This window comes from Microvirga makkahensis, from assembly GCF_009830105.1.
GTDB lineage: Bacteria > Pseudomonadota > Alphaproteobacteria > Rhizobiales > Beijerinckiaceae > Microvirga > Microvirga makkahensis.
On sequence record NZ_WURB01000005.1, the window covers coordinates 19579 to 43735 of the forward strand.

The 24157-nt window shown below is 63.8% G+C and carries 20 protein-coding genes, 1 tRNA gene and 4 pseudogenes; 16 read left to right on the forward strand and 9 right to left on the reverse strand.

The window, feature by feature from the left end; translation table 11 throughout:
* Nucleotides 1-105 precede the first annotated feature (105 nt).
* A tRNA-Ser gene (locus tag GR328_RS08415) sits at nucleotides 106-195 on the reverse strand.
* A gap of 203 nt (nucleotides 196-398) precedes the next feature.
* On the opposite strand from GR328_RS08415, the gene GR328_RS08420 reads away from it, so the two are divergent.
* Together GR328_RS08420 and msrA are read left to right on the forward strand one after the other, a co-directional pair.
* On the forward strand, nucleotides 399-719 hold the full coding sequence (locus tag GR328_RS08420; RefSeq protein ID WP_160884090.1) for a PetM family of cytochrome b6f complex subunit 7: 321 nt from the start codon (nucleotides 399-401) through the stop codon (nucleotides 717-719).
* An 82-nt stretch (nucleotides 720-801) separates the two neighbouring features.
* On the forward strand, nucleotides 802-1461 hold the full coding sequence (gene msrA / locus GR328_RS08425) for a peptide-methionine (S)-S-oxide reductase MsrA (protein ID WP_160884091.1): 660 nt from the start codon (nucleotides 802-804) through the stop codon (nucleotides 1459-1461).
* A gap of 45 nt (nucleotides 1462-1506) precedes the next feature.
* Here msrA and mepA read toward each other — a convergent pair whose 3' ends face one another.
* Together mepA and GR328_RS08435 are read right to left on the reverse strand one after the other, a co-directional pair.
* Nucleotides 1507-2418 (reverse strand): penicillin-insensitive murein endopeptidase, encoded by a 912-nt coding sequence (gene mepA / locus GR328_RS08430; RefSeq protein ID WP_160884092.1) that lies wholly within the window; start codon nucleotides 2416-2418, stop codon nucleotides 1507-1509.
* Between the two features lie 237 nt (nucleotides 2419-2655).
* Nucleotides 2656-3819 carry an SDR family oxidoreductase gene (locus tag GR328_RS08435; protein WP_160884093.1) on the reverse strand — a complete coding sequence of 388 codons (1164 nt, stop codon included), beginning with the start codon at nucleotides 3817-3819 and terminating at the stop codon, nucleotides 2656-2658.
* 199 nt (nucleotides 3820-4018) lie between these two features.
* Here GR328_RS08435 and GR328_RS08440 point away from each other — a divergent pair, with 199 nt between their 5' ends.
* The 6 genes from GR328_RS08440 (at nucleotide 4019) to GR328_RS08465 (ending at nucleotide 9562) form a co-directional block, all read left to right on the forward strand.
* Entirely contained in the window at nucleotides 4019-4429 is a 411-nt protein-coding gene (locus GR328_RS08440; RefSeq protein ID WP_160884094.1) for a PRC-barrel domain-containing protein, read from the forward strand.
* A gap of 343 nt (nucleotides 4430-4772) precedes the next feature.
* A complete protein-coding gene (locus GR328_RS08445; protein ID WP_205789844.1) occupies nucleotides 4773-5573 on the forward strand; it encodes a hypothetical protein in 801 nt (266 codons plus the stop codon).
* Between the two features lie 502 nt (nucleotides 5574-6075).
* Entirely contained in the window at nucleotides 6076-6942 is an 867-nt protein-coding gene (locus GR328_RS08450) for a DMT family transporter (protein ID WP_160884096.1), read from the forward strand.
* Nucleotides 6939-8030, forward strand: coding sequence for an ATP-dependent DNA helicase (locus tag GR328_RS08455; protein WP_160884097.1), 1092 nt, complete (start codon nucleotides 6939-6941; stop codon nucleotides 8028-8030). The genes GR328_RS08450 and GR328_RS08455 overlap by 4 nt, the downstream gene beginning before the upstream one ends.
* A gap of 87 nt (nucleotides 8031-8117) precedes the next feature.
* On the forward strand, nucleotides 8118-8291 hold the full coding sequence (locus GR328_RS08460) for a DUF1328 domain-containing protein (protein ID WP_160884098.1): 174 nt from the start codon (nucleotides 8118-8120) through the stop codon (nucleotides 8289-8291).
* 182 nt (nucleotides 8292-8473) lie between these two features.
* The gene (locus GR328_RS08465) at nucleotides 8474-9562 is read left to right on the forward strand and encodes a TRAP transporter substrate-binding protein (protein ID WP_160884099.1); all 1089 of its coding nucleotides are present in this window, start codon (nucleotides 8474-8476) and stop codon (nucleotides 9560-9562) included.
* Nucleotides 9563-9623: 61 nt separating this feature from the next.
* On the opposite strand, the gene GR328_RS08470 is transcribed toward GR328_RS08465, so the two are convergent.
* Nucleotides 9624-10457, reverse strand: coding sequence for a lytic murein transglycosylase (locus GR328_RS08470; protein ID WP_160884100.1), 834 nt, complete (start codon nucleotides 10455-10457; stop codon nucleotides 9624-9626).
* Between the two features lie 138 nt (nucleotides 10458-10595).
* Between GR328_RS08470 and GR328_RS08475 the strand changes: the two genes are divergently transcribed.
* The 4 genes and pseudogenes from GR328_RS08475 to GR328_RS08490 all read left to right on the forward strand — a co-directional run bounded on the left by GR328_RS08475 (nucleotide 10596) and on the right by GR328_RS08490 (nucleotide 13764).
* Nucleotides 10596-11234, forward strand: a complete 639-nt coding sequence (locus tag GR328_RS08475) for a hypothetical protein (RefSeq protein WP_160884101.1) — start codon at nucleotides 10596-10598, stop codon at nucleotides 11232-11234.
* 150 nt (nucleotides 11235-11384) lie between these two features.
* Complete coding sequence (locus GR328_RS08480) at nucleotides 11385-12719, forward strand: HWE histidine kinase domain-containing protein (protein WP_160884102.1); 1335 nt, start codon at nucleotides 11385-11387, stop codon at nucleotides 12717-12719.
* An 11-nt stretch (nucleotides 12720-12730) separates the two neighbouring features.
* A pseudogene (locus tag GR328_RS08485) lies at nucleotides 12731-12883 on the forward strand (thioredoxin domain-containing protein); the annotation flags it as partial.
* 101 nt (nucleotides 12884-12984) lie between these two features.
* On the forward strand, nucleotides 12985-13764 hold the full coding sequence (locus GR328_RS08490) for an SDR family oxidoreductase (RefSeq protein ID WP_160884103.1): 780 nt from the start codon (nucleotides 12985-12987) through the stop codon (nucleotides 13762-13764).
* A gap of 8 nt (nucleotides 13765-13772) precedes the next feature.
* Here GR328_RS08490 and GR328_RS08495 read toward each other — a convergent pair whose 3' ends face one another.
* Nucleotides 13773-15023, reverse strand: a complete 1251-nt coding sequence (locus tag GR328_RS08495; protein WP_160884104.1) for an MFS transporter — start codon at nucleotides 15021-15023, stop codon at nucleotides 13773-13775.
* A gap of 394 nt (nucleotides 15024-15417) precedes the next feature.
* On the opposite strand from GR328_RS08495, the pseudogene GR328_RS08500 reads away from it, so the two are divergent.
* The 3 pseudogenes from GR328_RS08500 to GR328_RS27230 all read left to right on the forward strand — a co-directional run.
* Nucleotides 15418-15713, forward strand: a pseudogene (locus tag GR328_RS08500) (ArsR/SmtB family transcription factor).
* Nucleotides 15706-16226 (forward strand): annotated as a pseudogene (locus tag GR328_RS08505) (arsenate reductase ArsC). The pseudogenes GR328_RS08500 and GR328_RS08505 overlap by 8 nt, the downstream one beginning before the upstream one ends.
* Nucleotides 16227-16297: 71 nt before the next feature.
* A pseudogene (locus tag GR328_RS27230) lies at nucleotides 16298-17102 on the forward strand (arsenic resistance protein); the annotation flags it as partial.
* Nucleotides 17103-17136: 34 nt separating this feature from the next.
* On the opposite strand, the gene lepA reads toward GR328_RS27230, so the two are convergent.
* Both lepA and GR328_RS08525 read right to left on the reverse strand, forming a co-directional pair.
* Nucleotides 17137-18942: a translation elongation factor 4 gene (gene lepA / locus GR328_RS08520; RefSeq protein WP_160884107.1), complete on the reverse strand. Its 1806-nt coding sequence runs from the start codon at nucleotides 18940-18942 to the stop codon at nucleotides 17137-17139.
* Nucleotides 18943-19222: 280 nt separating this feature from the next.
* Complete coding sequence (locus tag GR328_RS08525; protein ID WP_160884108.1) at nucleotides 19223-20701, reverse strand: SulP family inorganic anion transporter; 1479 nt, start codon at nucleotides 20699-20701, stop codon at nucleotides 19223-19225.
* Between the two features lie 331 nt (nucleotides 20702-21032).
* Between GR328_RS08525 and GR328_RS08530 the strand changes: the two genes are divergently transcribed.
* On the forward strand, nucleotides 21033-22400 hold the full coding sequence (locus GR328_RS08530) for an APC family permease (RefSeq protein ID WP_246215767.1): 1368 nt from the start codon (nucleotides 21033-21035) through the stop codon (nucleotides 22398-22400).
* Between the two features lie 32 nt (nucleotides 22401-22432).
* Here the strand turns inward: GR328_RS08530 and GR328_RS08535 are convergent, their stop codons facing one another.
* Both GR328_RS08535 and hrcA read right to left on the reverse strand, forming a co-directional pair.
* On the reverse strand, nucleotides 22433-22840 hold the full coding sequence (locus GR328_RS08535; protein WP_160884109.1) for a hypothetical protein: 408 nt from the start codon (nucleotides 22838-22840) through the stop codon (nucleotides 22433-22435).
* Between the two features lie 212 nt (nucleotides 22841-23052).
* Entirely contained in the window at nucleotides 23053-24144 is a 1092-nt protein-coding gene (gene hrcA, locus GR328_RS08540) for a heat-inducible transcriptional repressor HrcA (RefSeq protein ID WP_160884110.1), read from the reverse strand.
* Nucleotides 24145-24157: the final 13 nt, after the last annotated feature.

A 24157-nucleotide genomic window follows, 5' to 3' on the forward strand; every position in this document is an offset into this window, starting at 1 on the left:
GTGATCGTGCGCTATGCCCTCAATGGTACAGAAGGCATATCAGAATGTGGGCTATGTGCCCCCATAATCTCAATATACTCTTCTTTCAGGGGCTTGGTGGATAGATGGCGGAGGGAGCGGGATTCGAACCCGCGATACGGTTTCCCGTATACACACTTTCCAGGCGTGCGCCTTCAACCACTCGGCCACCCCTCCAGCGTTGAACCTTTCCGGTCTTGCAACATCGTTCGCGTGAGCCGCGAACCGGATGAGATTCCCCGCATCTCTGCGGAGCGCTCGTTTAGCTCCAAAATGAGACGAAAAGCAAGACCGAACTGAAGAAAGTTTGGCGTGGGTGACTTTGCGGCAGTCTCAAAAGGCTCTAGATAATCCCTCTCTGTTTGGAGAGGCATACTTCCTTGAAATTCCTAGCGCGTAGTTTGGGGCTTCTGCTGGTCGCCGCCGGCTTCATCGGGCTCGTGATCGATGGAACGCGGTCCATCGTCAATCACACGGTGTCGTTCACCTCCATCTCAAGCGCGGCCGGCACCCTGTTCCCGGGCGGCGCGACGGGCCTTGAGGGGCAGCTAGCCGCCAGCACCTATCCCTGGCTCTGGGATCCCTTCCTGATCCAGTTCCTCCAGCTCCCGGCCTCCGTCACGGCCTTCCTCGTCGGCGCGCTGCTTCTCTGGCTCGGCCAGAAGCCTCTCGAGCCCGTGGGCTATTTCGCCGGACGGTAGGCCCTCACGGCAAGGTGAGGGGGAGACCCTCCCTTCGGCGACAAGGAAGGCTTACATAAGGCGGGTCACACGAGAGGCCTTCATGTTCAGCTTCCGCAAACCTGCCACCCTTCCCACGCCCGACCAGGCGCTGCCGGGCCGCCCGTCCCCGATCCCCACGGCCGAGACCCATTTCGTCAATGGACGCCCCCTCCAGCCGCCTTACCCGGAGGGGATGGAGAAGGCTCTCTTCGGGCTAGGCTGCTTCTGGGGCGCCGAGCGCAAGTTCTGGCAAATGGGAGACGGGATCTGGATCACGGCGGCGGGCTATTCCGCTGGCATCACCCCCCATCCGACCTATGAGGAGGTATGCACCGGTATGACCGGGCACAACGAGGTGGTGCTCGTCGTCTTCGACCCTCGGAAGACGTCCTACGACGCGCTCCTGAGGACGTTCTGGGAAAACCACGATCCCACGCAGGGGATGCGCCAGGGCAACGATGTGGGCACCCAGTACCGTTCGGGCATCTACGTGTTCGGCGAGGCACAGCGCAGGGCCGCCGAGGCCTCCAAGTCCGCCTATGCCCAGGCGCTTGGGGCGCGGGGCTACGGCCCCGTCACCACTGAGATCCTCGATGCCGGGCCGTTCTATTTCGCCGAGGATTACCACCAGCAATACCTGGCCAAGAACCCGAACGGCTATTGCGGCCTCGGCGGAACGGGAGTGTCCTGCCCGATCGGCACGGGCGTCGCGGCCGAGTAGCGGAAAAGGGCGAGAAAGCGCGGACGGGCAGCCGCCGTCCGCGCCTCACGGTGCCGCGAGCACGCGGCGGCACTCCTCCGGCAGCTGAGACAGAGTCAGGGGCGGGCGAGGCTTGCCCGGTTTCGGGCGCAGCATCGCCGGCGTGAACCAGCGTGCGAGTTCCGCACCGCATCCGTCGCCGCTTGGCGGCGGCGCCTGATCAGAGCAGGCGGCGTCCCCCGCAGGGCAGGCGAGGCGGATGTGGAAATGGTAGTTGTGGCCCCACATGGGCCGCACCTTCCTCAACCATCCCCGGTCCTCCCCGGCCTCGCGGCAGAGGGCTTTTTTGATCGCCGGATTCACGAAGATGCGCGCGACGTCATTCTCCTTCGCGGCGGCGCGGATGAGAGCCGTGTGCTGCGGCGTCCAGACCGCGGGATCCACATCGAGCCAGTCGCTGCGCACCACGTTGGTGGCGGACATCTCCTCGCGCTCGAGCCGCGACAGGCGGCGATCGGGCATCGGCGTGAGCCACACATCCGCATCGAGGCCGATCTGGTGCGAGGCGTGACCCGTGATCATCGGTCCGCCGCGCGGCTGCGAGATGTCGCCGATCAGCAGACCCGGCCATCCATTGATGCTCGGCATGCGCGCGGAGAGGCGCTGCAGCAGCGCAATGAGCTGCGGATGACCCCAATTGCGGTTGCGGGAGAGCCGCATCACCTGCCAGGTCTCGCCGTCGGTCGGGATCGCAGCGGCGCCTGCCACGCAGCCCCGCGCATAGCCGCCGATGGAGCGGGCTCGAAGGGAGGCCGGGGCGCTGCTCCGGCCGAACAGCTCTTTCGCGGCGAGCTTCGGGTCGTTCGGGTTGGAAAGGGGCGGCAGAGGCTTCGGCTCGAGCGTGCCCCTGTCCTGGGCGAAGGCTGCTCCGCCGAGGGTGAAGGCGGCGATGAAGGCAAGAGAGCGAATCGGATTCATACGGAAAGGCTAGCGCATCGTGCGCAAATGTGGACCCGGGTCGGAGAGGGCGATGCGCCGCACGTGGAGCGCCTTCGTGTCGGCGGCCTTCTCTTCCGCGTCCTCACTGGCCTTGGGTCGGTGAGGACGATCGGAACAGCGCAGCGCCCTTCGCATCGCCATGGCCGGAGCGAGCCCGGCCATGGCGACGTGATCCGCATAAGGGCCCCCTGCGATGAGGCCGGGCTGCGCTGCCGATCAGTGCCGCGGCTGCGGCCGGCCTTCGCCGGCGCTGCGCTGGCTGATATGGCCGGGGCCCATCGTCCGCTTGTCGTGTCCGTTGCCGGTGCGGCGCATGGTGGGCTGGTAGCGCGGCATAGGGCGCTTCGCACGAGGGGCCTGGCGCGAGCCGCTCATGAACGGGGCAAGGAGAACGCTTGCGACCATGGCGCCGACGCCTGCCAGAACGGCTGCGGTTGCTAAGGGATGGAGCTGCGCCTCGAGTAGCAGGCTTGTCTTGCGCGGCTCTCCCGGAAGAGACGAATACATGTCGCCGTCCTCGCGCGCGCGATAGAGATTGTCGTGCATCTGCCGGCGCTCGGGCCGGTCGGTCGTCTGAGCACCGTAGCCCGTCAGTTCCATGGCCTTGTCCATCATGCGCGGCGCGACCTTGCCCATTGCGCCGATGACCCATCCCCCGAAGCCGATGGTCAGCTCGCGTCTGCGGTGCTCGGCGGCGAAGACGATCGCCTTGGCCACCAGATGCGGATCATAGGCCGGCGGCGGAACGGCCGCTTCCTTGTCGAGATAGTTCCGGGCGTGTTCGACATAGGGCGTGTCGATGGAGGACGGCTTGATGAGGGTCACGGCGATCGGCGTGCCTTGTTCCTCCAGCTCCATGCGCAGACCGTCCGTGAAGGCCTTCACCGCATGTTTAGACGCCGAGTACTGTGTCTGAAGCATCATGGCACGCTCGGAGAGAACGCTACCGACATTGATGATGGTGCCGCCGCGGCTGCGCAGGTGCTCCGCTGCGATCAGCGAGCCGTTGACCACGCCCCAGTAATTCACTTCGAAGAGCTGTCGCTGATCCTCAAGAGGGATCTTGTCGAGGGGGCCATAAAGAGCGACCGCCGCATCGTTCACCCAGGTGTCGAATCCGCCGAACGTGTCGATGGCTGTGCGGGCGATACGCTCCAGATCCTCGCGCTTGCTCACGTCCGCCGGCACCGCGACGGCGCGGGTTCCGCCGCGGCTGAGTTCATCGGCAACCTTGCGCAGGGCCTCCTCGTTACGGGCCACCAGAACGAGGCCCCTGGCGCCGCGCGACGCGAAATGATGGGCAGTCGCGAGGCCGATGCCGCTGGAAGCGCCCGTGATGACGACCACTTGCTCCTCGACAGGCTTCTGGCGAACGGGCATGGCAATCTCCTTCATTGTCCTGGGGCAAGAGCGAGGGTCAACGTGAGGGTCATGGTGCGGTTCCTATGGCAGCGCTTGCTGCCGCAGGTGATGAGAACCGTAACAGCCTAGTGAGACCTGGGAAGCGCAAGGCCTCGAACCGGAACGGCTCCCTGACCCGAGCGTTGCCTTAGACCTTGCAGATGAAGGGAGAGAGAGAATGGAGACGACGGTACAAAGTGGTGACGTCCGCGAAACCCACAGCTTGATCGCCAGCGACAAGGTGGAAGGCACTCCGGTCCGCCGCTCGGACGGCGAGAAGATCGGAACCATCGAGCGCGTGATGATCGAGAAGCGGTCGGGCAAGGTCGCCTATGCGGTCATGAGCTTCGGCGGCTTCATGGGCCTGGGCGAGGAATACTACACGCTTCCCTGGAGCGTCCTGAAATACAACGTCGAGCTCGATGCCTATGAGCTCAACCTGACGGAAGACCAGCTGCGCGGCGCGCCCCGGCGGACGGCCGAGGGGCATGATGCTTCCTACGACCGTGAATGGGAGGAGCATGTGCACCGCTACTACAACGCCACTCCGTACTGGGGCGAGAGCGATCCCATGAGCACCGGCCGCTAAAGCATCCGGATGTGAATGGTGGGCGGCCCTTCGGATCCGCAGGTTGCGCCAGCACAGCGTGTCATGGCCGCCCCTGGACTCGGTCCGGGGATCAGTCCCGGCCATCCTGATGGGAAAGGCATCGCGCTCGACGGAGGCGAGATCTCCGGCGCATACTGGTGGTGGCGCAGAGGGGTGAGCGAGCGGATAGCCGGTTCCGCTTTTCGCCCGCGCGGCCAGCAGGGGGCGCACAATATTCCGGATTTGGGCACGGCTTGAAAAAGAAAATCGCCCGGCTTTCACCGGGCGATTTTTTTAGGCCCATGCGCCAGGACAGGACTCAGCCCTGCCGACTGACGCATGCTTGGCTTATCGCTTGCGAGCCTTCGAGGGGCTCTTGCGGGCGCTTGCCGAACGGGCGCTCGTCGAACGCTTGGCGACCTTGCCGGACTTCTTCGTCGCGGAAGTGCGGCTGGACGCAGCGGCTGCGCGCTTCGTCGATTTCGCCGCTGTCTTCTTGGCGGAAGACTTCACCGCGCTGCGGGTGGCAGGCTTGCGGGCCGAGGTCGAGCGAGCCGACGCGGTGCGAGCGGTGGACTTGCGGGCCGTAGACTTCTTCGCAGCCGACCGGGAGGCGGGCTTCGCAGAAGTCTTCTTGGCAGCGGTCTTCCTGGCAGCAGTTTTCGTGCCGGATGACTTCGCGGCCGATTTGGCCGTGGTCTTCTTGGCAGCGGTCTTCTTCGCCGTGGTCTTCTTGGCAGCCGTCTTGGTGCCGGAGGACTTCGCCGAAGATCTGGTCGAGGACTTCGCGGCCGATTTGGCCGTGGTCTTCTTGGCAGCGGTCTTCTTGGCAGCAGTCTTGGTGCCGGCCGATTTCGTGCTCTTGCGAGCCGAGGACGTGCTGGCCTTCTTCGCAGTGGTCTTGGAGCCTCTCTTGGCTCCGCTGGTTTTCTTGGTGCTGGTCGCACCGGTGTCACCCGTGAACAACGCTGTCAGCGGGTTCTTGTTGTCTGTCGGCATAGCCGCCTCCTTCAAGGGCCTTCGCGTGCAACCGTCACGCTTGCAAGGCAACGTCGTTATACCAAGCGGGTTCCGATTAACGGAAAGTGTAGAAAGTAGAATTCGTACTTTTTCTGTGGATACTTTGACGGCGACAGCAGCATGAACTTGCGCTTGCAGCACGCGATAGAAGGCGTGTGATCGGACGCGAAGAGACTCTTCTTGGGACTCCTCGACATCACTTCGGATCTACCAGACTAGTTCGCATCGCTACTTAAATCGCATTATATATCAATCATTTACCCCCGAGACGATTGTCCGGTTGAAACCATCCGGCAGCCTCTGGCACGTGTCGGAAGCGTCGGTCGCGCGACAGCAATGGATCGCACTTCGCAGGCGTGTCGCGAACCGTTCTCGACGACGAAAAAATTTTTCGCCGATCTGCTCGGAAAGGTGTCGGTCGGAGGTGGCGAAGATGCGTATGGACGCATCGAGTGATTCAAGAATCACTCCGCAGGGACGATGACGTAGCGACAGGAGATGAGACTGAATCGGGCGCTCCGATTCAACGACCGCCGGCGCGCGGCAACCTGCCTCCCGCTCGACCCTTCACGCGGTTCGCAAGGCGCGGTAAGCGAAGGGCGTCAATTATCTCTCCGTGGTCCACCTTGCCTCATCGCAATCTTCTCGCCGTCGTCGCCTGGATGAGCGGCGCGCTCCTCGCCTTCTCGGCAACCGCCGTCGCGGTCCGCGCGCTTGCGCCTGCCTTCTCGGTTTTCGAGATGCTGGCGATCCGCAACCTCGCAGGCGTCGCCATCCTGCTCGCGCTCGCAGGGATCAAGTCCGGGCTGAGACCGGGATTGAAGCCGCGGCGCTTCTTGCTTCACCTCGCGCGCAACGTTCTGCATTTCGCAGGCACCGATGGCTGGACGTTCGGCCTCACGCTTCTGCCGCTCGCGACCGTTTTCGCCCTTGAGTTCACGGCACCCGCATGGGTCGCGCTGCTGGCGATCCCGCTGCTTCAGGAGCAGATGACATGGGGGCGTTTCGTGGCTGTCGTGCTGGGCTTCGCAGGAGTTCTCGTCATTCTTCGTCCAGGCGTGGAAACCTTGCAGCCGGCGAGCATTCTGATGCTGGGCGTGGCGTTCTCCTTCGCGCTCGTGGCCATCATGACCAAGCGGCTGACCCGTACGGAGAGCACCTTCTCGATCCTCTTCTTCATGAACCTTCTGCAGCTTCCCATGAACCTCGCCGGAGTGGGGCGCGCCTTCTGGCTCTCCATCGAGCCAGCGCATGTCCTGCCTCTCGCGGGACTCTGCGCGGGGGGGCTGCTCTCGCATTACTGCCTGACCAATGCCTATCGCCGGGGCGATGCCACCATGGTCGTGCCGCTCGACTTCATGCGCATTCCTCTGATCGCCTTCGTCGGCTGGCAGCTCTATGGTGAGCCGCTCGATCCTTATGTGTTTCTCGGCAGCGCCTGCATCGTGATCGGCCTGCTCTACAACCTGAACCGCGAGGCGAAATCGTCATGACTTGGTCGCCGCAGCAGGACGCTGCTTTGAGGGCCGTTGCCGATTGGCTCCGGCGCGGAGATCGTCCCGTATTCCGTCTCTTCGGCTACGCGGGCACGGGCAAGACGACTCTCGCCCGGCACGTCGCCGAAGGCGTCGATGGTGAGGTAGCTTTCGGCGCCTATACGGGCAAGGCGGCCCTCGTTCTGCGCAGCAAGGGTTGCGCGGACGCATCCACCATCCATTCCATGATCTACCGCTCGCGCGAGGGTGACGAGAACGGGCCGCAATTCGTTCTCAACCGGCAGAGTCAGGCGGCGAAATCCGACCTCATCGTGATCGACGAATGCTCCATGGTCGACGAGGAGCTGGGGCGCGATCTCCTGTCGTTCGGCAAGCCGGTCCTCGTGCTCGGCGATCCGGCGCAATTGCCGCCCGTCAAGGGGGGAGGGTTCTTCACGGAGGCCGAACCGGACGTGATGCTGACCGAAGTGCATCGGCAGGCGAAGGACAACCCGATCGTTCATCTGTCCATGAAGGTGCGGGAGGGCGGACGGCTCGAGCCGGGTACCTATGGCGAGAGCCGGATCCTCCGCCGCCGCGACATTGACGCCGTCGCCGTCATGGCTGCCGATCAGGTGCTGGTGGGACTCAACAAAACGCGCCGCCTCTACAATACGCGTCTGCGCGAGCTGAACGGCTACCGCGATCCGATGCCGGCCGCGGGCGAGAAGCTCGTGTGCCTGCGCAACGACAAGACGAAGGGGCTTCTCAATGGCGGCACCTGGAGCATTCAGGCGCTGCGCGGCATCCGCAACGACTTCATTCGCATGGATGTCGTGTCCGACGACGATGTGCGTCGCAGATCCGTGGAGGTCGCGGTTCACAAGGCCTTCTTCGAGGGCACGGAGGAGGAAGTGCCCTTCGCCCTGCGCCGCGAGTCCGATGAGTTCACCTACGGCTATGCGCTCACCGTTCACAAGGCCCAGGGCTCGCAATGGGACGACCTGGTGCTCTTCGACGAATCCTATGCCTTCCGGGAGCATCGCAGCCGCTGGCTCTACACGGGGCTGACCCGCGCGGCCGACAAAGTGACCGTGGTGATGTGACCGGCGGGCCGGCCGGACCCGGATAAGGGAACCGAGGCCAAGCTGAGCGCTTATCCATCAAGCTGAACCGTCGACGAGGCTTGCGCGATGCTGAAATGGGCTCTGATCTTTCTCGTGGTGTCACTGATCGCGGGCGCTTTGGGTTTCACCGGCGTCGCCTCGGGCGCCAAGACGATCGCGAAGATCCTGTTCGCCCTCTTCCTGCTCGTCTTCGTCATTCTCGTGCTGCTGGCGTGGGGTGCGGGCGAGCTCATCTTTTAGTCTGAGGCTTCCGCTTCACGTCAGCGCGGTATGCGGCCAGTGCATACGGCCCCTGCTTCCAGGGCAGTGCTTTTTTCGGCCCGGATCCTTATGACGGTGTCTCCTTTTTTCGTTTCGGAGCGCCGAGTTGAAACTTTATGTCTCTTCGGCGCGTTGAAATCTTCATTCGTGAAAGAGACGCCATGAAACGCCGCGCATTCCTCAAGGCCGCCACCATCGGTGCTGCAGCGGGAGCCATCGCCAAACCGGCTATCGCCCAATCGGCTCCCGAGATCCGTTGGCGCATGACCTCCGCCTTCCCGAAATCCCTCGATACCCTCTTCGGAGGTGGTGAGACCTTCGCGAAGTTCGTGTCCGAAGCCACCGACGGCAAGTTCCAGATCCAGCCCTTCGCGCCGGGCGAGATCGTCGGCGCACCGCAGGCCGCCGATGCGATCGCGGGCGGCACGGTCGAGATGGGACACACCTGCTCCTACTACTATGTCGGCAAGGATCCGACCTTCGCCATCGGCACGAATCTGCCCTTCGGCCTGAACTCCCGCCAGACCAATGCCTGGCTCTATCACGGCGGCGGCAACGACCTCCTGAACGAGTTCTACGCCAAGCACAATCTCTATGCTCTGCCCGCCGGCAACACCGGCGCCCAGATGGGCGGCTGGTTCCGCAAGGAGATCAAGACCGTTCAGGACCTGCAGGGCCTCAAGATGCGCATCGCTGGCCTCGCCGGTCAGATCATGGCGAAGCTCGGCGTTGTTCCGCAGCAGATCGCGGGCGGCGACCTCTATCCGTCGCTGGAGCGCGGCACCATCGACGCCGCCGAGTGGGTGGCACCTTACGACGACGACAAGCTCGGCCTCAACAAGGTCGCACCGTTCTACTACTACCCGGGCTTCTGGGAGGGTGGTCCGGCGATCCACATGTTCATCAACCTGAAGAAGTGGAACGAGCTGCCGAAATCCTATCAGGCCGCCATGCAGGCCGCGGCGGGCTACGTGAACGTGGATACGCAGGCCAAGTACGACGCCAAGAACCCGGCGGGTCTGCGCAACCTGATCAGCAACGGCGCGCAGCTGCGTCCCTTCTCGCAGGAGATCATGGAAGCCGCCTACAAGGCCGCGAACGAGATCTATGACGAGATTTCGGCCAAGAACCCCGACTTCAAGAAGATCTACGACAGCTACAAGGCCTTCCGGGGCGAGGAGTACCTCTGGTTCCAGGTGGCCGAATACGCCTACGACACATTCATGATCCGCGCCCGCGCGCGGGGCTGATCGCATCTCATGGATCGAGAAGGGCGGGCCGCTTGTGCCCGCCCTTTCTGTTGCGTGAGGCTCACTGGCTCTGGAAGGCCGACGTGTCTCTTCCTGCGAGCTTGGTGGCGTAATAGGCGATGGTCTGCGCATAGACCTGAGACTTGTTCCAGGCGCGGATGGCTTCGAAATTCTGTGTGCCCGGCACCCAATCACCGCCTCTCACCCAGCCATGCCCCTTCAGATAATTCGCCGTCGAGGCCAGTACGTCGGCAGGGCTGTGCAGCAGATCGGCGCGGCGATCGCCGTCAAAATCGACGGCATATTTCATGTAGCTCGAAGGCATGAACTGAGTCTGTCCCAATTCGCCGGCCCATGCGCCCCGCATCTCTCCGGGCGACAGGTCTCCCCGGTCGACGATGCGCAGGGCATCGAAGAGATGCGCCTGGAAGAACTCCGAACGGCGGCAATCATAGGCCAGCGTCGCGACGGAACGGATGACAGGGAGCTTGCCCTTCACCGCGCCGAAATCGGTCTCCAGGCCCCAGATCGCCACGAGCACGGGCGCCGGCACTCCGTATCGCTGCTCGATCCGCGCGAGGGTGGCCGCATGCCTCTTCAGCATGTTCGCTCCGCCCTTGAGGCGGGCAGACGACACCATGCGTCCGGCAAATTGTGCGAAACTCTGCTTGAACACGCCCTGGCCACGATCACGCTTGATGACGTTCTGATCGAATGTCACACCCGACAATCCGCGCCTGACCGCTTCCGGCGATATGCCCTGGGCGATGGCCTCCTGCGCAATGTCGTCGAGCCATTTCTCGAACCCGGCGGGATCCCGGCAGGTCGCGGCCGAAGCCTGTCCCGCCGCAGCAAGAAGGATTGCAAAGACCGAGGCGCGCAACGAAGCCTGCATGTGCTCTCTCCCAAAATCGTTCGGTTCTTGAGCGAGGTAGGGTCATTGCCGGGCAACTCAAGGCCAAGGCAGGAAAGGCAACCGGCACAGTTCTCAGGCGTTGCTACCAACAGATCGCAGTTTGAGGATCATCACCACATGGGCAAGAGCTTTGCACGGCTGTCTTGCATCACAGGCCTGGCGGTTGCGCTCTGCGGAGCGCCGGTGGCCCATGCGGCCAAAGCGCAGTCGCAGGCTTCCTTCGGCCCCGCGGGCGGCGTTCAGGTGCAGTTCGACGCCGGGTCGCGCCGCACCCTCGTGGCCGGTCGCGCCGGTTCCGGGCAGTGCTTCTCGTTCACGCTGCCGCAGGAGTGGCGCTCCACCACTGGCAGTCTGGAGACGCGCCTGAAATCGGCATCTTCCGATGCGGAACTCGTGGTGAGCCTTCGCCCTTCGCATGAGCTCCACGGCTTGCCTCAGCCCGATCTGGCGAGCCGGGATGCGGCCTTGCTGCAGCGGGATTATGAGAACCTTCTCGGCCGTCCCGCGCAATCGGTTTCCCTTGCCTCCCTGGCCCCGGGAGCGGTCCGTTGGTCGGCGACCTGGGTCGATGGCCATCTCCCGGGCGGTCCGATGACGGTTGAGGCTTTCATCCTTCCCCTCTCAGATGACTGGGTGCTCGAACTCTCCCTCTCCAACATAGAGGCGAAGGAGGAATACGACGGCCTGATCCGAGGCCTGCTGACGGATCTGAGCTTGCGGGAGGGAGCGAGCTGTATAGGCCGCGTGTCCTTCTGAGAAGCCCTTTCAACGGGGGAACACGGCCTTCGTAAAGTTGCGGAGGCTTCGGAGAACCTTTCCAGGACACCGCCCTGGCATGCATTTCTTCCCGCAGCCCTTTGCTCTATGTAGAAGCCGTTCTTCCCTCTCACGCGCAAAGCTCATTTCTTGCTCACCCGGTACACCAAGCTCGTCCCAGCCAATTCGCCTCTCGCGATGGGGATCGCGGCTGGCTGCGTCGTCGTCGCCGGGCTCGTGCGAGTTGTCCTGACGCCGGTCATCGGATCCACGACTCCTTTCATCACGATGTTCCCGGCGGTTCTGCTTGCGGCGGTCATCGGAGGATTTTGGCCTGGCCTGCTGGCCACCGGGTTGAGCATTCTGGCGACCTGGTATTTCTTTTTCACGCCGAATTGGGGATTCGGAGCGCTTTCCGCGTCGGACGTGACCAGCATCGTCCTGTTCATGGTGGGTGCCCTGCTCATGGCTCTCGTCGCGACATCCATGAGGCGCGCGGTCGAGCGCCTCGAGGAGGCCCAGGAGAAGCTCCTCGCGGCCCTGGATGCCTCCAGCACCGGCACATGGCGCTGGGATATTCAGAGGAACATCGTCGAATGGGATCCGGCGATGGTCAACGTCTTCGGTCTCGGTGTCCAGAAGATGCCCCGGAACGTAGAGGAGTTCTCCGCGCTCATTCATCCCGACGATCGTGACTGCGCAAGGAGCGTGATCGAAGACGCCCTCAGGACCGGGAGAACGGTCGAGTACGAGTTCCGGGCCCTGCTCCCTGGCGGCGAGGAGCGGTGGATCTACGATCGCAGCCGCATCATCTACGATGCCGAAAAAAGGCCGCACTACATGATCGGTGCTTGCCTGGACATCACGGGCCGCAAGAGGTCCGAGGAGCGTCAGGCGCTTCTGATTCACGAACTCAACCACCGGGTCAAGAACACCCTGGCGACGGTCCAGTCCCTTGCCATTCAAACGATACGCAGCAGCCCGAATCCGGAGGCATTCCAATCCAACTTCATGGCGCGGCTGATGGCGCTTTCAGCCACGCACGATCTGCTGACGCAGACCTACTGGGAAAGCACGTCCCTGCACGATGTGCTCGAAGCCGAATTGCGGCCCCATGGCGGCATCGATCAGCAGCGCATCAGAGCCCGGGGTGAGTCCGTGAGGCTCAAGCCCCAGCAGGCCTTGAGCCTCGGCATGGCCTGCCACGAACTGGCGACCAACGCCATCAAGTATGGTGCGCTCTCCGCGTCTCTGGGGCATCTTTCGATCGACTGGACCGTCGACACGCTCGGCAATGGTTCGCGCGAACTTCTCATCCACTGGCGCGAGCAGGGCGGTCCCCCGGTCGCGAAGCCCAAGCGCCGGGGGTTCGGAACGCGCCTCATCGACCGCAGCATCGCGCACGAGCTCGGCGGTGCCGTCGAAATGAATTATGCTTCGGCCGGTTTGGAATGCCTGATCAGGATACCCTTGGGAGATCCTTGAGGAGACGGATCATGGACGTGATCATCCATCACAATCCCCGATGCGGCACCTCGCGCAATACCCCGGGCCTGATCCGCAACGCCGGCATCGAGCGGCACATCGTCGAGTACCTGAAGATCTCGCAGACGCGTCTTCTCCTGCGTCAGCTCATCGCGAGCATGGGAGCGGCCGACGCGTCCGGGCGCCGCGCCGGCACCGCTTAAGGAACAAGCATCCTCTCCTCCGGTTCAAGGCCATGACGGTCCGTCATCGAGGAGAGAACGGCATGGAGCTTCAGGGTAAGGTTGCGCTCATAACAGGCGCAGGGTCCGGCATCGGCAAGGCGGCGGCCCTTCGCTTTGCACGCGAGGGCGCGATGGTGGGTGTGCTGAGCCACACCGAAGAGGAGATCCGCAAGACGTCGGAGGAGATTGGGCGCTCCGGCGGCAAGGCCATTCCGCTCGTGGCGGATGTGGCGGATGACGGCCAGATGAGAAAGGCGATCGGGGATCTGGTGGAGGCTTATGGCCGCCTCGATATCGTCCTCGCCAACGCAGGCATCAACGGTGTGTGGGCGCCTATCGACGAATTGCAGCCGGAGGAATGGGACCGCACCATCAATACGAATCTGCGCGGAACCTATCTGACCCTTCATCATGCCGTGCCACACCTGAAGCAGGCGGGCGGCTCGATCATCATCACGGCCTCCATCAACGGCTCGCGTACCTTCACGAGCGCCGGAGCGACCGCCTATTCCGTCACCAAGGCAGGACAGGTGGCCATGGCACAGATGCTGGCGGTCGAACTCGCCAAGCACAGGATCCGCGTGAACGCGGTCTGCCCGGGCAGGATCGATACCGAGATCCAGAAGAACACGCAGAAACGGAACACCGAGGAGGCGAAGGTGCCCGCGGAATATCCCCAAGGTCCCATTCCGCTCACGGGAAGCGAGGCGGGGACGAGCGAGGACGTGGCCGAACTCGTGCTCTTCCTCGCCTCCGACCGTTCCCGGCACATCACCGGCACTCCGGTCTGGATCGACGGCGGGCAGTCGCTCCTGGTGTGACGGGCCCTTTAGCGAGCAACCTCGTGGGCCGGGGCGAGCACGGTGCCCACGGGGACGGTCGGCTCGGGAACGAAGCTCTCCTTGTCCGCATCGAAGGCCACTGGGCGCTGGATGCTGCGATAGGCGCCCCACAGGGCCATCAGGGCTTGGGCCAGAATGATGACGTAGGGAAGCCCGACCCGCCCGAACTCGGACATCGCCATGCCCGAGATCACTGGCCCCGATGCGGCTCCCAGTCCCTGGAGGATGAGAAGGCCGCCTGAGGCCGAGACGAACTCGCCCGGCTTGACCATGTCGTTCACGTGCGCGGTGACGATGCTGTAGGTCGGAATGACGCTGCCCCCGAAGATTGCCCCGTAAACGAACAGCAGCCAAGGGGCCGCGTCCGAAGGTACGAAATGGACGAGGGCCGCCAGAATGGTGGCCGCCATGGCGGATGCGCCGATGATCACGTAGCGTCGATCCATGCGGTCGGAGAACCAGCCGAGCGGCCAGGTGGTCAGGAAGCCGCCCAGAGTGCCGCAGGCCATGAAGACGGCGATCTCGGTGGTGCTCAACCCGCGTTGCTGAGCCCAGACGGGTCCGAGCGCGAAGAACGAGCTCGTCGTGACGCCGCAGAGAATGGCGGCGACCACGCCGAAGGGAGACTGGCGGTAGAGGCGCTTCAGGTTGATCGAGACCTCCCCGACGGCGTGGGCCGGCGCGCTGGCGCGTGAAAGAGCCGTCGGCACGAGCGCGAGAGAGATGAGAATGGCGGCGAAGCAGAACAACCTGAAACCCGCCGGGTCGCCCGTCGGCAGGAGCATCTGGCCGCCGATTCCGGCGATCAGTCCGGTCATGCCGTAGAAGCCCAGGATCTGCCCGCGGTTCTGGGGCGTCGCGGATGCGTTGAGCCAACTTTCCACCACGATGAACAATCCGGCAAAGCAGAAGCCGGTGACCGCTCTTGCAGCAATCCAGACCATGGGGGTGATCACCAGAAGGTGAAGCAGCGCGACAGACGACCCGATAGCCGCAAGCGCCGCGAAGGTTCGGGCATGGCCCACTTGCTGGATCACCCGGCCCGCCCACAGCGAGCCGATGACGATTCCGACCCAGAATGCAGCGCCGACGGCGCCGATCTGGGTCGGCGAAAATTGCTCGAGGCTTCCGCGTACGCTCAGCAGGGTGCCCTGCAGAGTGTTCCCCATCTGCATGAGGGCGTAGCCGAGAAGAAGCGCGAGCAGGGTAGGCAGCACAGAGCGCAGGGAGGAGGACATGGACTCTCCTTAAAACGGAGTTCATTTTTGTCTGGTCGAAGGCCCGCACGCCGCCACCTCCTCGACATGCCAAAGCCCGGCGCTCGAGGAGGCACCGTGCTCATCGGGAGACGTTGGGGGCAGGCCCTGTGCCTGGGTTGAACTCGGACCGGAGGGACGGGTTCCCCCTCGTCCGGGAGCTGGCGCAGATCCTCGACCCGGGATCGAAGCCCTGAGGTCGAGCGCTGCAGGACCACGCCGTATCGTCTCAGGCGGGGAGCGGAACGGGATGAACGGGCACGGTCAGGCGCGGGCCGAGGGAACCGGCCTCCGGTCAGGCGAAGAGCCAAAATAGGGTTTGCAATCGGCCGTCATCCTGGCCCTTGCGGCCCTTGCCCAGTCCACCCGCCTCAAGATGTTCCGCCTCCTCGCCGCCCATGAGCCGGAGGGCATGGCGGCCGGAGATATCGCCCGAGGATTGGAGTGTCCGCCAACACCATGTCGGCGCATTTGTCCGTGCTGACGCGGGCAGGACTGGTCCGCTCCGAGCGGCGCAACCTATCGATCATCTACCGATCCGACCTGGACCGCTCTCGGCCTGTTGCGACCTTCCTGCTCAAGGATTGCTGCGGCGGCAGGCCGGATGTCTGCGCGCCGCTGATCGCGGATCTCGTTCCGTGCTGCCCACCGCAGGAGCCGGCCCATGGCTGAGCGCATCTCCAACGTCCTGTTCTCCTGCGCGGGTAACGCCGCCCGTTCAATCCTCGCAGAAGGCATCCCGCGCAAGGAGGGGGAGGGGCGTTTTCGCGCCTTCTCGGAGGGAAGCTAGCCGAAGGGCACCTTGAACCCCTTTGCCGTGAAGGTGCTCGAATCCGATGGATCCCGCCTTTACCACTCGAAGAGCTGGGATGAACCCGCCGGTCAAGATGCACCGCAGATGGATTTCGTCTTCACAGTCTGCGAGAGCGCTGCGGGCGAGGCCTGTCCCGTTTGGCCCGGACATCCCGCGACGGCCCATCGGGGCAGCGCGGACCCTGCGGCAGTGCAGGGACGGATATCGAGAAGGAAGCCGCCTTCGTGCAAGCCTTCGAATATCTCAAGAGCCGCATTTCACTTATCCTGAGCCTGCCCCTCGATACGCTCGATGCAACGGCTCTCGAGCGCGGGTTGCGTGAGATTGGCCGAATCGAGGGCGCGACGGCCGCGCCAGTCGATGCCATATGACAAGTAGCAGGAAGCGGGAGCACGGCATGTCCGCCTTTGAACGCTATCTCACCCTCTGAGCCGCGCTCAGCATCGTCGCGGGCATTGCGCTCGGACATACGGTGTCCGGCGTGTTTCAGGTGGTCGGTACGGCCGAGATCGCCAAGGTCAATCTGCTTGTCGCGGCGCTGATCTGGCTGATGATCGTTCCGGTGCCGATTAGGATCGATCTCGCAGCCTTGGGCAAGCTGCGCCGACACTGGTGCGGCATCGGCGTGACCCTCTTCATCAACCGGGCGGTGAAGCCGTTCTCCATGACGAAGCTCATCTGGTTCTTCCCCGGATTCGTGGTCAGGCCCGATCTGCCTGAGGGCGGGATCAACCCCTGTATCGCGGGCGCCATCCTCCTGGCGGCGGGTCCTGCGCGGCGATGGTGTTCGTCTGGAGCAACCTGACGAAAGGCGGACCCTATTTCACGCTCTCGCAGGTCGCGCACAACGACGCGGTCAGGTGTTCGCCCTCGTGCCGATCATCGGCCTCCTGCTCGGGATCTCGACCATCACGGTGTCTTGGGACGGGCTGGTTCTATCGATCGTGCTGTATTTCCGTTGCCGATGGTTGCCGCACAGGCCCTTCGCCACGCGCTGCTGGCGAAGGAAGCGAGGGACGTTTGCTAACCTGCTGCGCGTGCTTCAGCCTTTGTCGCTCGCGGCGCGGCTGGCGAGGCTGATGCTTCCCTTCGGCTTCCAGGACGCGCAGATTCTTGCGCAGCCCCTGGTGATCGCGATGCTGGCGGTGCCGATCCTGATCCAGGTCTGTTTCATTTCCGGACCGGTCCATCTTCTCATCGGCGCGGGTGAGAAGCACTGCGTTGCGGCCCCGTCCGCCGAGCTCGGGAAATGGCGGTGAGAAAGGCCTGATGGCCTTGCCCTTACGAATCCATCTTCAGAGCGGCGATGAAGGCTTCCTGCGGGATGTCGACCTTGCCGTACTGGCGCATCCGCTTCTTGCCTTCCTTCTGCTTGTCGAGCAGCTTTCGCTTGCGGCTGGCGTCGCCGCCGTAGCATTTGGCGGTCACGTCCTTGCGCAGGGCGCGGATGGTTTCACGGGCAATGATCTTGCCGCCGATCGCCGCCTGCACCGGGATCTGGAACATGTGCGGTGGGATCAGCTCCTTCAGCTTCTCGCACATGGCGCGGCCGCGGCCTTCCGCACGTGTGCGGTGCACCAGCATGGAAAGCGCGTCCACGGGCTCACCGTTGACGAGCACCGACATCTTGACGAGGTCGCCCTCGCGATAATCGGAGATGTGATAGTCGAACGAGGCGTAGCCCTTTGAGACCGACTTCAGGCGGTCGTAGAAGTCGAACACCACTTCGTTGAGAGGCAGGTCGTAGACCACCATCGCACGCTTGCCGACATAGTTGAGATCGATCTGCACGCCGCGGCGGTCCTGGCAGAGCTTGAGCACGGCGCCGAGATAATCGTCTGGGGTGAGGATCGTGGCGCGGATCCATGGCTCCTCGATCGTTTCGATCTTCATCACATCCGGCATGTCGGCCGGGTTGTGGAGTTCCTTCAACGTGCCGTCGGTCATGCGCAGGTGGTAGACCACGCTGGGTGCGGTGGAGATGAGGTCGAGGTTGAACTCGCGCTCAAGGCGCTCCTGAATGATTTCGAGGTGCAGGAGGCCGAGAAAGCCGCAGCGGAAACCGAAGCCGAGCGCGGCGGAGGTCTCCATCTCGTAGGTGAAGCTCGCGTCGTTCAGGCGAAGCTTGCCCATCGCGGAGCGCAAGGCTTCGAAATCGGCGGCATCCACGGGAAAGAGGCCGCAGAATACCACCGGCTGCACGGGCTTGAAGCCGGGCAGCGCCTCGGCGGTGGGCTTGCGCTCGTCGGTAATGGTGTCGCCGACGCGGGTATCAGCGACTTCCTTGATCGAAGCCGTGAGGAAGCCGACCTCGCCGGGGCCGAGCTGATCCACGTCCGTCATCTTGGGCCGGAACACGCCGACCTTGTCGACGCCATAGGTGGCGCCGGTGCCCATCATGCGGATGGTCTGGCCCTTCTTCAGAGTGCCGTCGATGATTCGCACGAGCACGACAACGCCGAGATAGGCATCGTACCAGGAATCGACGAGCATCGCCTTCAGCGGCGCCTCCAGGTCTCCCTTCGGCGGAGGCAGCTTCTGGACGATGGCCTCCAGTACGCCCTCGATGTTGAGGCCGGTCTTGGCGGAGATCGGCACGGCGTCCGAAGCGTCGATGCCGATCACCTCCTCAATCTGCTCCTTGATCCGGTCCGGATCGGCGGCGGGCAGGTCGATCTTGTTGAGGACGGGCACGATCTCATGGTTGGCGTCGATGGCCTGGTAGACATTGGCGAGGGTCTGGGCCTCGACGCCCTGGGACGCGTCCACGACCAAAAGCGAGCCTTCGCATGCGGCCAAGGAGCGCGAGACCTCGTAGGCGAAGTCCACGTGACCGGGGGTGTCCATGAGGTTCAGGATATAGGTCTTGCCGTCCTGAGCCTTGTATTCCAGGCGCACGGTCTGGGCCTTGATGGTGATGCCGCGCTCGCGCTCGATGTCCATGTTGTCGAGCACCTGCTCCGTCATCTCACGGGCGGAGAGCGCTCCGGTGGCCTGGATCAGGCGGTCGGCCAGGGTCGACTTCCCGTGGTCGATATGCGCCACGATGGAGAAGTTCCGGATGTTGTCGAAGGTGCGAGCGGTCATAATCTTACAAGGATAAGAATGGTTGAGGCCGCAATAGCAGCAAGGCTCTCCAAAGCCAAGGGAAGCCGGTGCCGCGCCAAGGGCAGAGCCCCGTAGACAGGCCTAAAAGCCCAAGAAGTGAGGCTTGGCCTCTCAAAAGGACGGTACATCCCCTCATGTAGTCAGGGCAGGGACGGGGTTAAACCCACCCCCTCTCTCGATCCGCCCCACAGGGGCAGGCGCCATCCGCCTGCCCCTGTGGGATGTCGTGCCCGCGCGGGTGCCGTGCGGGCCGGAAGGCTCAGTGCGCCGAGGGGAGCGCCGCTCCCTCCTTGTTGTGGATGCCTAGCCGGTCCACCAGGGTAGCGCTGGCCTCGTTGAGACCCACGATCTCCACCGGAATGTCGTGGTGGCGGAACTTCAGCACGACCCGGTCTAGGGCGTTGATGCCGGTGATGTCCCAGAAATGGGAGGCGTGGACGTCGATGACGACCTTCTCCAGGTCCTCCTCGCGGAAGTCGAAGGCGCTATGGAAGGCCTCTGCCGTAGCGAAGAAGATTTCGCCGTTCACCAGATAGGTCCGCACCCTGCCTTCGCGGCTGGAGTCCACGCGGAAGAACTTGGCGACCTTGCGGGCGAAGAAGATGCCGCTGAGGATCACGCCTGCCAGCACGCCCTTGGCGAGATCGTGGGTGAGGACCACCACGGCCACGGTCACCAGCATAACGATGGTGGAGCTCTTCGGGTGCAGGCGCATGGCGAGGATCGAGCCCCATTGGAAGGTGTTGATCGACACCATGATCATCACGGCAACCAGGGCGGCCATGGGGATCTGACGCACCCACTCGTCGAGCACCAGAATGAGGAAGAGCAGGAACGCGCCCGCCCAAAGGGTGGACAGGCGCCCGCGCCCGCCCGAGGAGACGTTGATCACCGACTGGCCGATCATGGCGCAGCCCGCCATGCCGCCGAATAGGCCCGCCACGATGTTGGCAATGCCCTGGCCCGTGCATTCCCGGTTCTTGGAACTGTCCGTGTCCGTCATCTCGTCCAGGATGGCAGCCGTCATGAGGGATTCCAGCAGGCCTACCATGGCGAGCGTCAGCGAATAGGGCAGGATGATTTCGAGCGTCTCGAAATTGAGCGGAATGTCGGGCAGAGCGAAGGTCGGCAGATCGCTCGGCAGCTGGCCCATGTCGCCGACGGTGCGAAGATCGAACCCAAAATAGATGGAGACCGCCGTCAGCAGCACAATGGTGACGAGGGCCGAGGGAACCGCCTTCGTCAGACGCGGCAATCCGTAGATGATGGCGAGCCCGACGGCTACCATCCCGACCATGAGCGGTCCCGCGCCATTGAACTCGGGCAACTGCGCCATGAAGATGAGAATCGCGAGCGCATTCACGAAACCCGTCACGACCGAGCGGGAGACGAAGCGCATCAGATCTCCGAGGCGCAGGAGGCCCGCGAGGATCTGAAGCACGCCCGTCAGAAGCGTGGCCGCCAGCAGATATTGAAGCCCGTGATCCTTCACGAGGGATCCCATTACGAGAGCCATGGCGCCCGTTGCGGCGGAGATCATGCCGGGGCGCCCGCCGGCGAAGGCAATGACGACGGCGATGCAGAAGGAGGCATAGAGGCCGACTTGGGGATCGACACCTGCGATGATCGAAAACGCAATGGCCTCGGGGATAAGCGCGAGAGCCACCACCGTCCCGGCGAGGAGATCGTTACGGACGTTCGGGAACCACTCGGCTTTGAGGCGGGAGAGAGATGTCATAGAAAAGGCCTCTAAGCCCCTGGTCGCCAGGGCTGTTGAAAGCACCGCTCACAACCACGCTGCCACCGCAAGGGGGGCAGGCTAGCGGGCTCCAGGATTTGAAAATGGTCGATTCAGGTTGTGCGCGTGCGCTACGGCGGCGTCATCCGCAAGAGCTTCGAAGAGGCGGCAGCAAGAATCATGACCCCTCCATAACAGCATGACGCCGCTTTGAAAACCGTGTGATCCCGTTCTGGCATGCTCTCGGCGTATGTGAACGATGGCCCAGTTTCGCGACGGGCCTGTGCGCCCTACTTCCTGCTGACGGTGGAGAGAGGTGCGAAAGGTTGCCATGGCGAAGCCTCCTGTCATGACGGATGCGGCGGGCATTTACGGTGAGAAAGAGCGTCCCGAACTCCACCGCTCCATCGGCCCCTTCCAGATGACCCTCTACGGGCTCGGCAGCATGCTGGGTTCTGGCATCTACGGCCTGATCGGACAGGCGGCAGGGCAGGTGGGCAATGCGATCTGGCTTGCCTTCCTGGTGGCCTTGGTAGCGGCTCTGCTCACGGCCCTGACCTATGCCTCCCTCGGCTCCCGCTACCCCCGCGCGGGCGGCGCGGCCTATGTGGCGGAGCGCGCCTATCGCTCGCCTCTGGTCGGCTTCGTGGTAGGCTTGGCCGTGGCCTGCTCAGCCCTGACCTCGGTCGCCACGCAATCGCGCGTCTTCGCGGCGAATCTTGCAAGCCTGACCGGCAGCGGAGAGGAAACCGTGACGCTGCTGGCGCTGGGGTTCCTTCTCCTCCTCACGGGCCTCGTGCTGAGGGGGATCCGCGAATCCATGTGGGTCAACGTGCTCTGCACCTGCATCGAGGCGGGCGGCCTGCTGCTGGTGGTGGCGGTGGGCATCAGCTCTTGGGGGTCGGTCGATCTTCTGGAGATCCCGCCGCCAGGAGAGGGCGCAAGCGACGTGATGGTCCTGCTCGTGCTGCAGGGTGCGGTGCTCACGTTCTTCGCTTTCCTTGGCTTCGAGGACACCATCAACGTGGCGGAGGAGTGCCGCGATCCGGAGCGCACCATCCCCATCGGTCTCATCGCGGCCATGGCGATCTCGGCCGTGATCTATGTCGCGGTTTCGATCACAGCCGTGTCGGTCCTGCCCTGGCGTGAGCTCGCAGCCGCGCCGGGTCCGCTCACGACTGTCATGGAAAAGGCCGCACCCTGGCTGCCGCCCATCGTCTATACGGCCATCACGCTCTTTGCTGTCGGCAATACCGCGCTCGTCAACTACGTGACGGCTTCGCGCCTCGCCTATGGCATGGCACATCAGGGATTGCTGCCGGCATGGCTCGGACGCGTCCATGAGCGGCGTCGCACGCCGCATCTCGCCATTCTGGCGCTGTTCGCCGTTGCGGCTCCGATTGCCGTCATCGGTACCATCGCCCAACTCGCCTCCGCGACCGTACTCTTGCTGCTCACGGTCTTCGCAAGCCTCAACGGGGCGCTCGTGATCCTGAAGAACCGTGACGGCGAGCCGCGCGGACGTTTCGAGATCCCGCAAGCTCTGCCGATCCTCGGCACTCTCGTCTGCGCAGGCCTCGTGATCGTGCGCGTTGCAGCCGGCGACTGGCGGGCGCCCGCCTTAGCAGGAGCGCTGCTCGCCGGAATTCTCCTGCTCTACGTACTGTTCCGGCCCATGGCACGACAAGCGCGCGGCTAGAGAACGCACTTGTCATGCCTTGGAAAATCCGGTCAGCGAGCGCACTCGACGGGAACGCGCTCCCCCGTGCCCTGCACGAGGACGGTGCGGCACGGAACGCCGTTGATCACGCGGATCTCATGCGGCGCGGCGTTGGGGAAGGGCGAGGTCGGGGTGCCCGAGACAGCGGCCCCGCCAGCCGGCGGTCCAACGAGAATGCTGCCGGTTGACATCGGGTCCATGCCGACCATGCCGGTCGGGGCAGCGCATTGTACAGGGATGCGCTGACCGCTGTTGTGATCAAGGACGGTTCGGCATGGAACGCCGTTGATCGTACGGATTTCGTGGGGAGCGGCATGGGGGAAGGGCGAGTTGGGCGTTCCGCTGACCTGAGCCTGCGCAAGGCCGATGGTTCCGAGCACCATGAAACCGGTGCTGGCAACGATCGAAAGCGTCTTCACAGAAACCTCCTCGGTTGATAGGAAAATGGGCCGCATTGGCGAGCCGGAGGTTTAACGCCTGGGGAGGAGATGGTTTCCTGTTCGAGGCAATATGCTGCGGGCTGCCGAAGAAGCGCGCAGCCATTTCGCCTCGGGCGAAATCGACGTCAGTCCCTTGATTTTCAAGGTTTCGTGGGTACAGACGCGCAGTAGCGCAAAGCTGGGCTTGTCGCTCAGTGCCCCTGTTCAAGAATGCGCGAGATCACCTTGGCCGTGTAATCCACCATCGGCACGATGCGCGCATAATTCAGCCGTGTCGGGCCGATCACGCCGAGAACGCCGACGATCTTCTGATTGCCGTCACGAAAAGGTGCGGCAATCATCGAGGAACCGGAGAGCGAGAAGAGCTTGTTTTCCGATCCGATGAAGATGCGCACCCCCTCACCGCCTTCGGCGCGGCTGAGCAGGTCGATGACGTCGGTTTGCGTTTCCAGATCCGAGAAAAGCAAACGGATGCGCTCGAGGTCCTCCACGGCCTTCAGGTCGTCGAGCAGGTTCGCCTGGCCGCGCACGATGAGCTGGCGCGAGTCCGCAGGGCCGACGGTCGTGGCCAGTCCCGCCTCGACGAGCTTGGCGGTAAGCGCGTCCAGAGCGCGTTCCATCTCCTCGCGGCGCAAGACGATCTCCTGCTTGAGATCGCCGAGCGTCTTGCCCTGGATGCGCGCATTGAGGAAGTTGCCGGCCTCCGTGAGCGCGCCGGCGGGCAGGCCTGCGGGAAGGTCGAGAAGGCGGTTCTCGACGGAGCCATCTTCCGACACCAGCACCACGAGCGCACGGGTGGGATCGAGCCGCACGAACTCGATATGCTTCAGGCGGGCATTCGATTTCGACGTCACCACCACGCCCGCGCCGCGCGACACGCCCGACAGCAAAGCCGAGGCCTCGGCCAGGGCGGATTCCATGGTGTGGCCGCTGGCGGCGGCCCGCATCTGGGCTTCGATCCGGGCGCGCTCGTCGGCGGACACGTCGCCGATCTCCAGCATGGCATCGACGAAGAAACGCAGGCCGATTTCCGTCGGCAGCCGCCCGGCGCTGGTATGGGGCGCGAAGATCAGGCCCGCCGCCTCCAGATCCGCCATCACGTTGCGAATCGAGGCCGGTGAGAGCGTCATCGGCAGGATGCGGGAGAGATGGCGCGAGCCGACGGGCTCGCCGGTCATGAGATAGCTCTCGACGATCTGGCGGAAGATCTCGCGGGATCGGTCGTTCAGTTCCGCGATGGCGCGGGCGTCCGAGAGATTCGAGAAGGGACCGGTTGCGTGCATGTAAAGGGTTCTA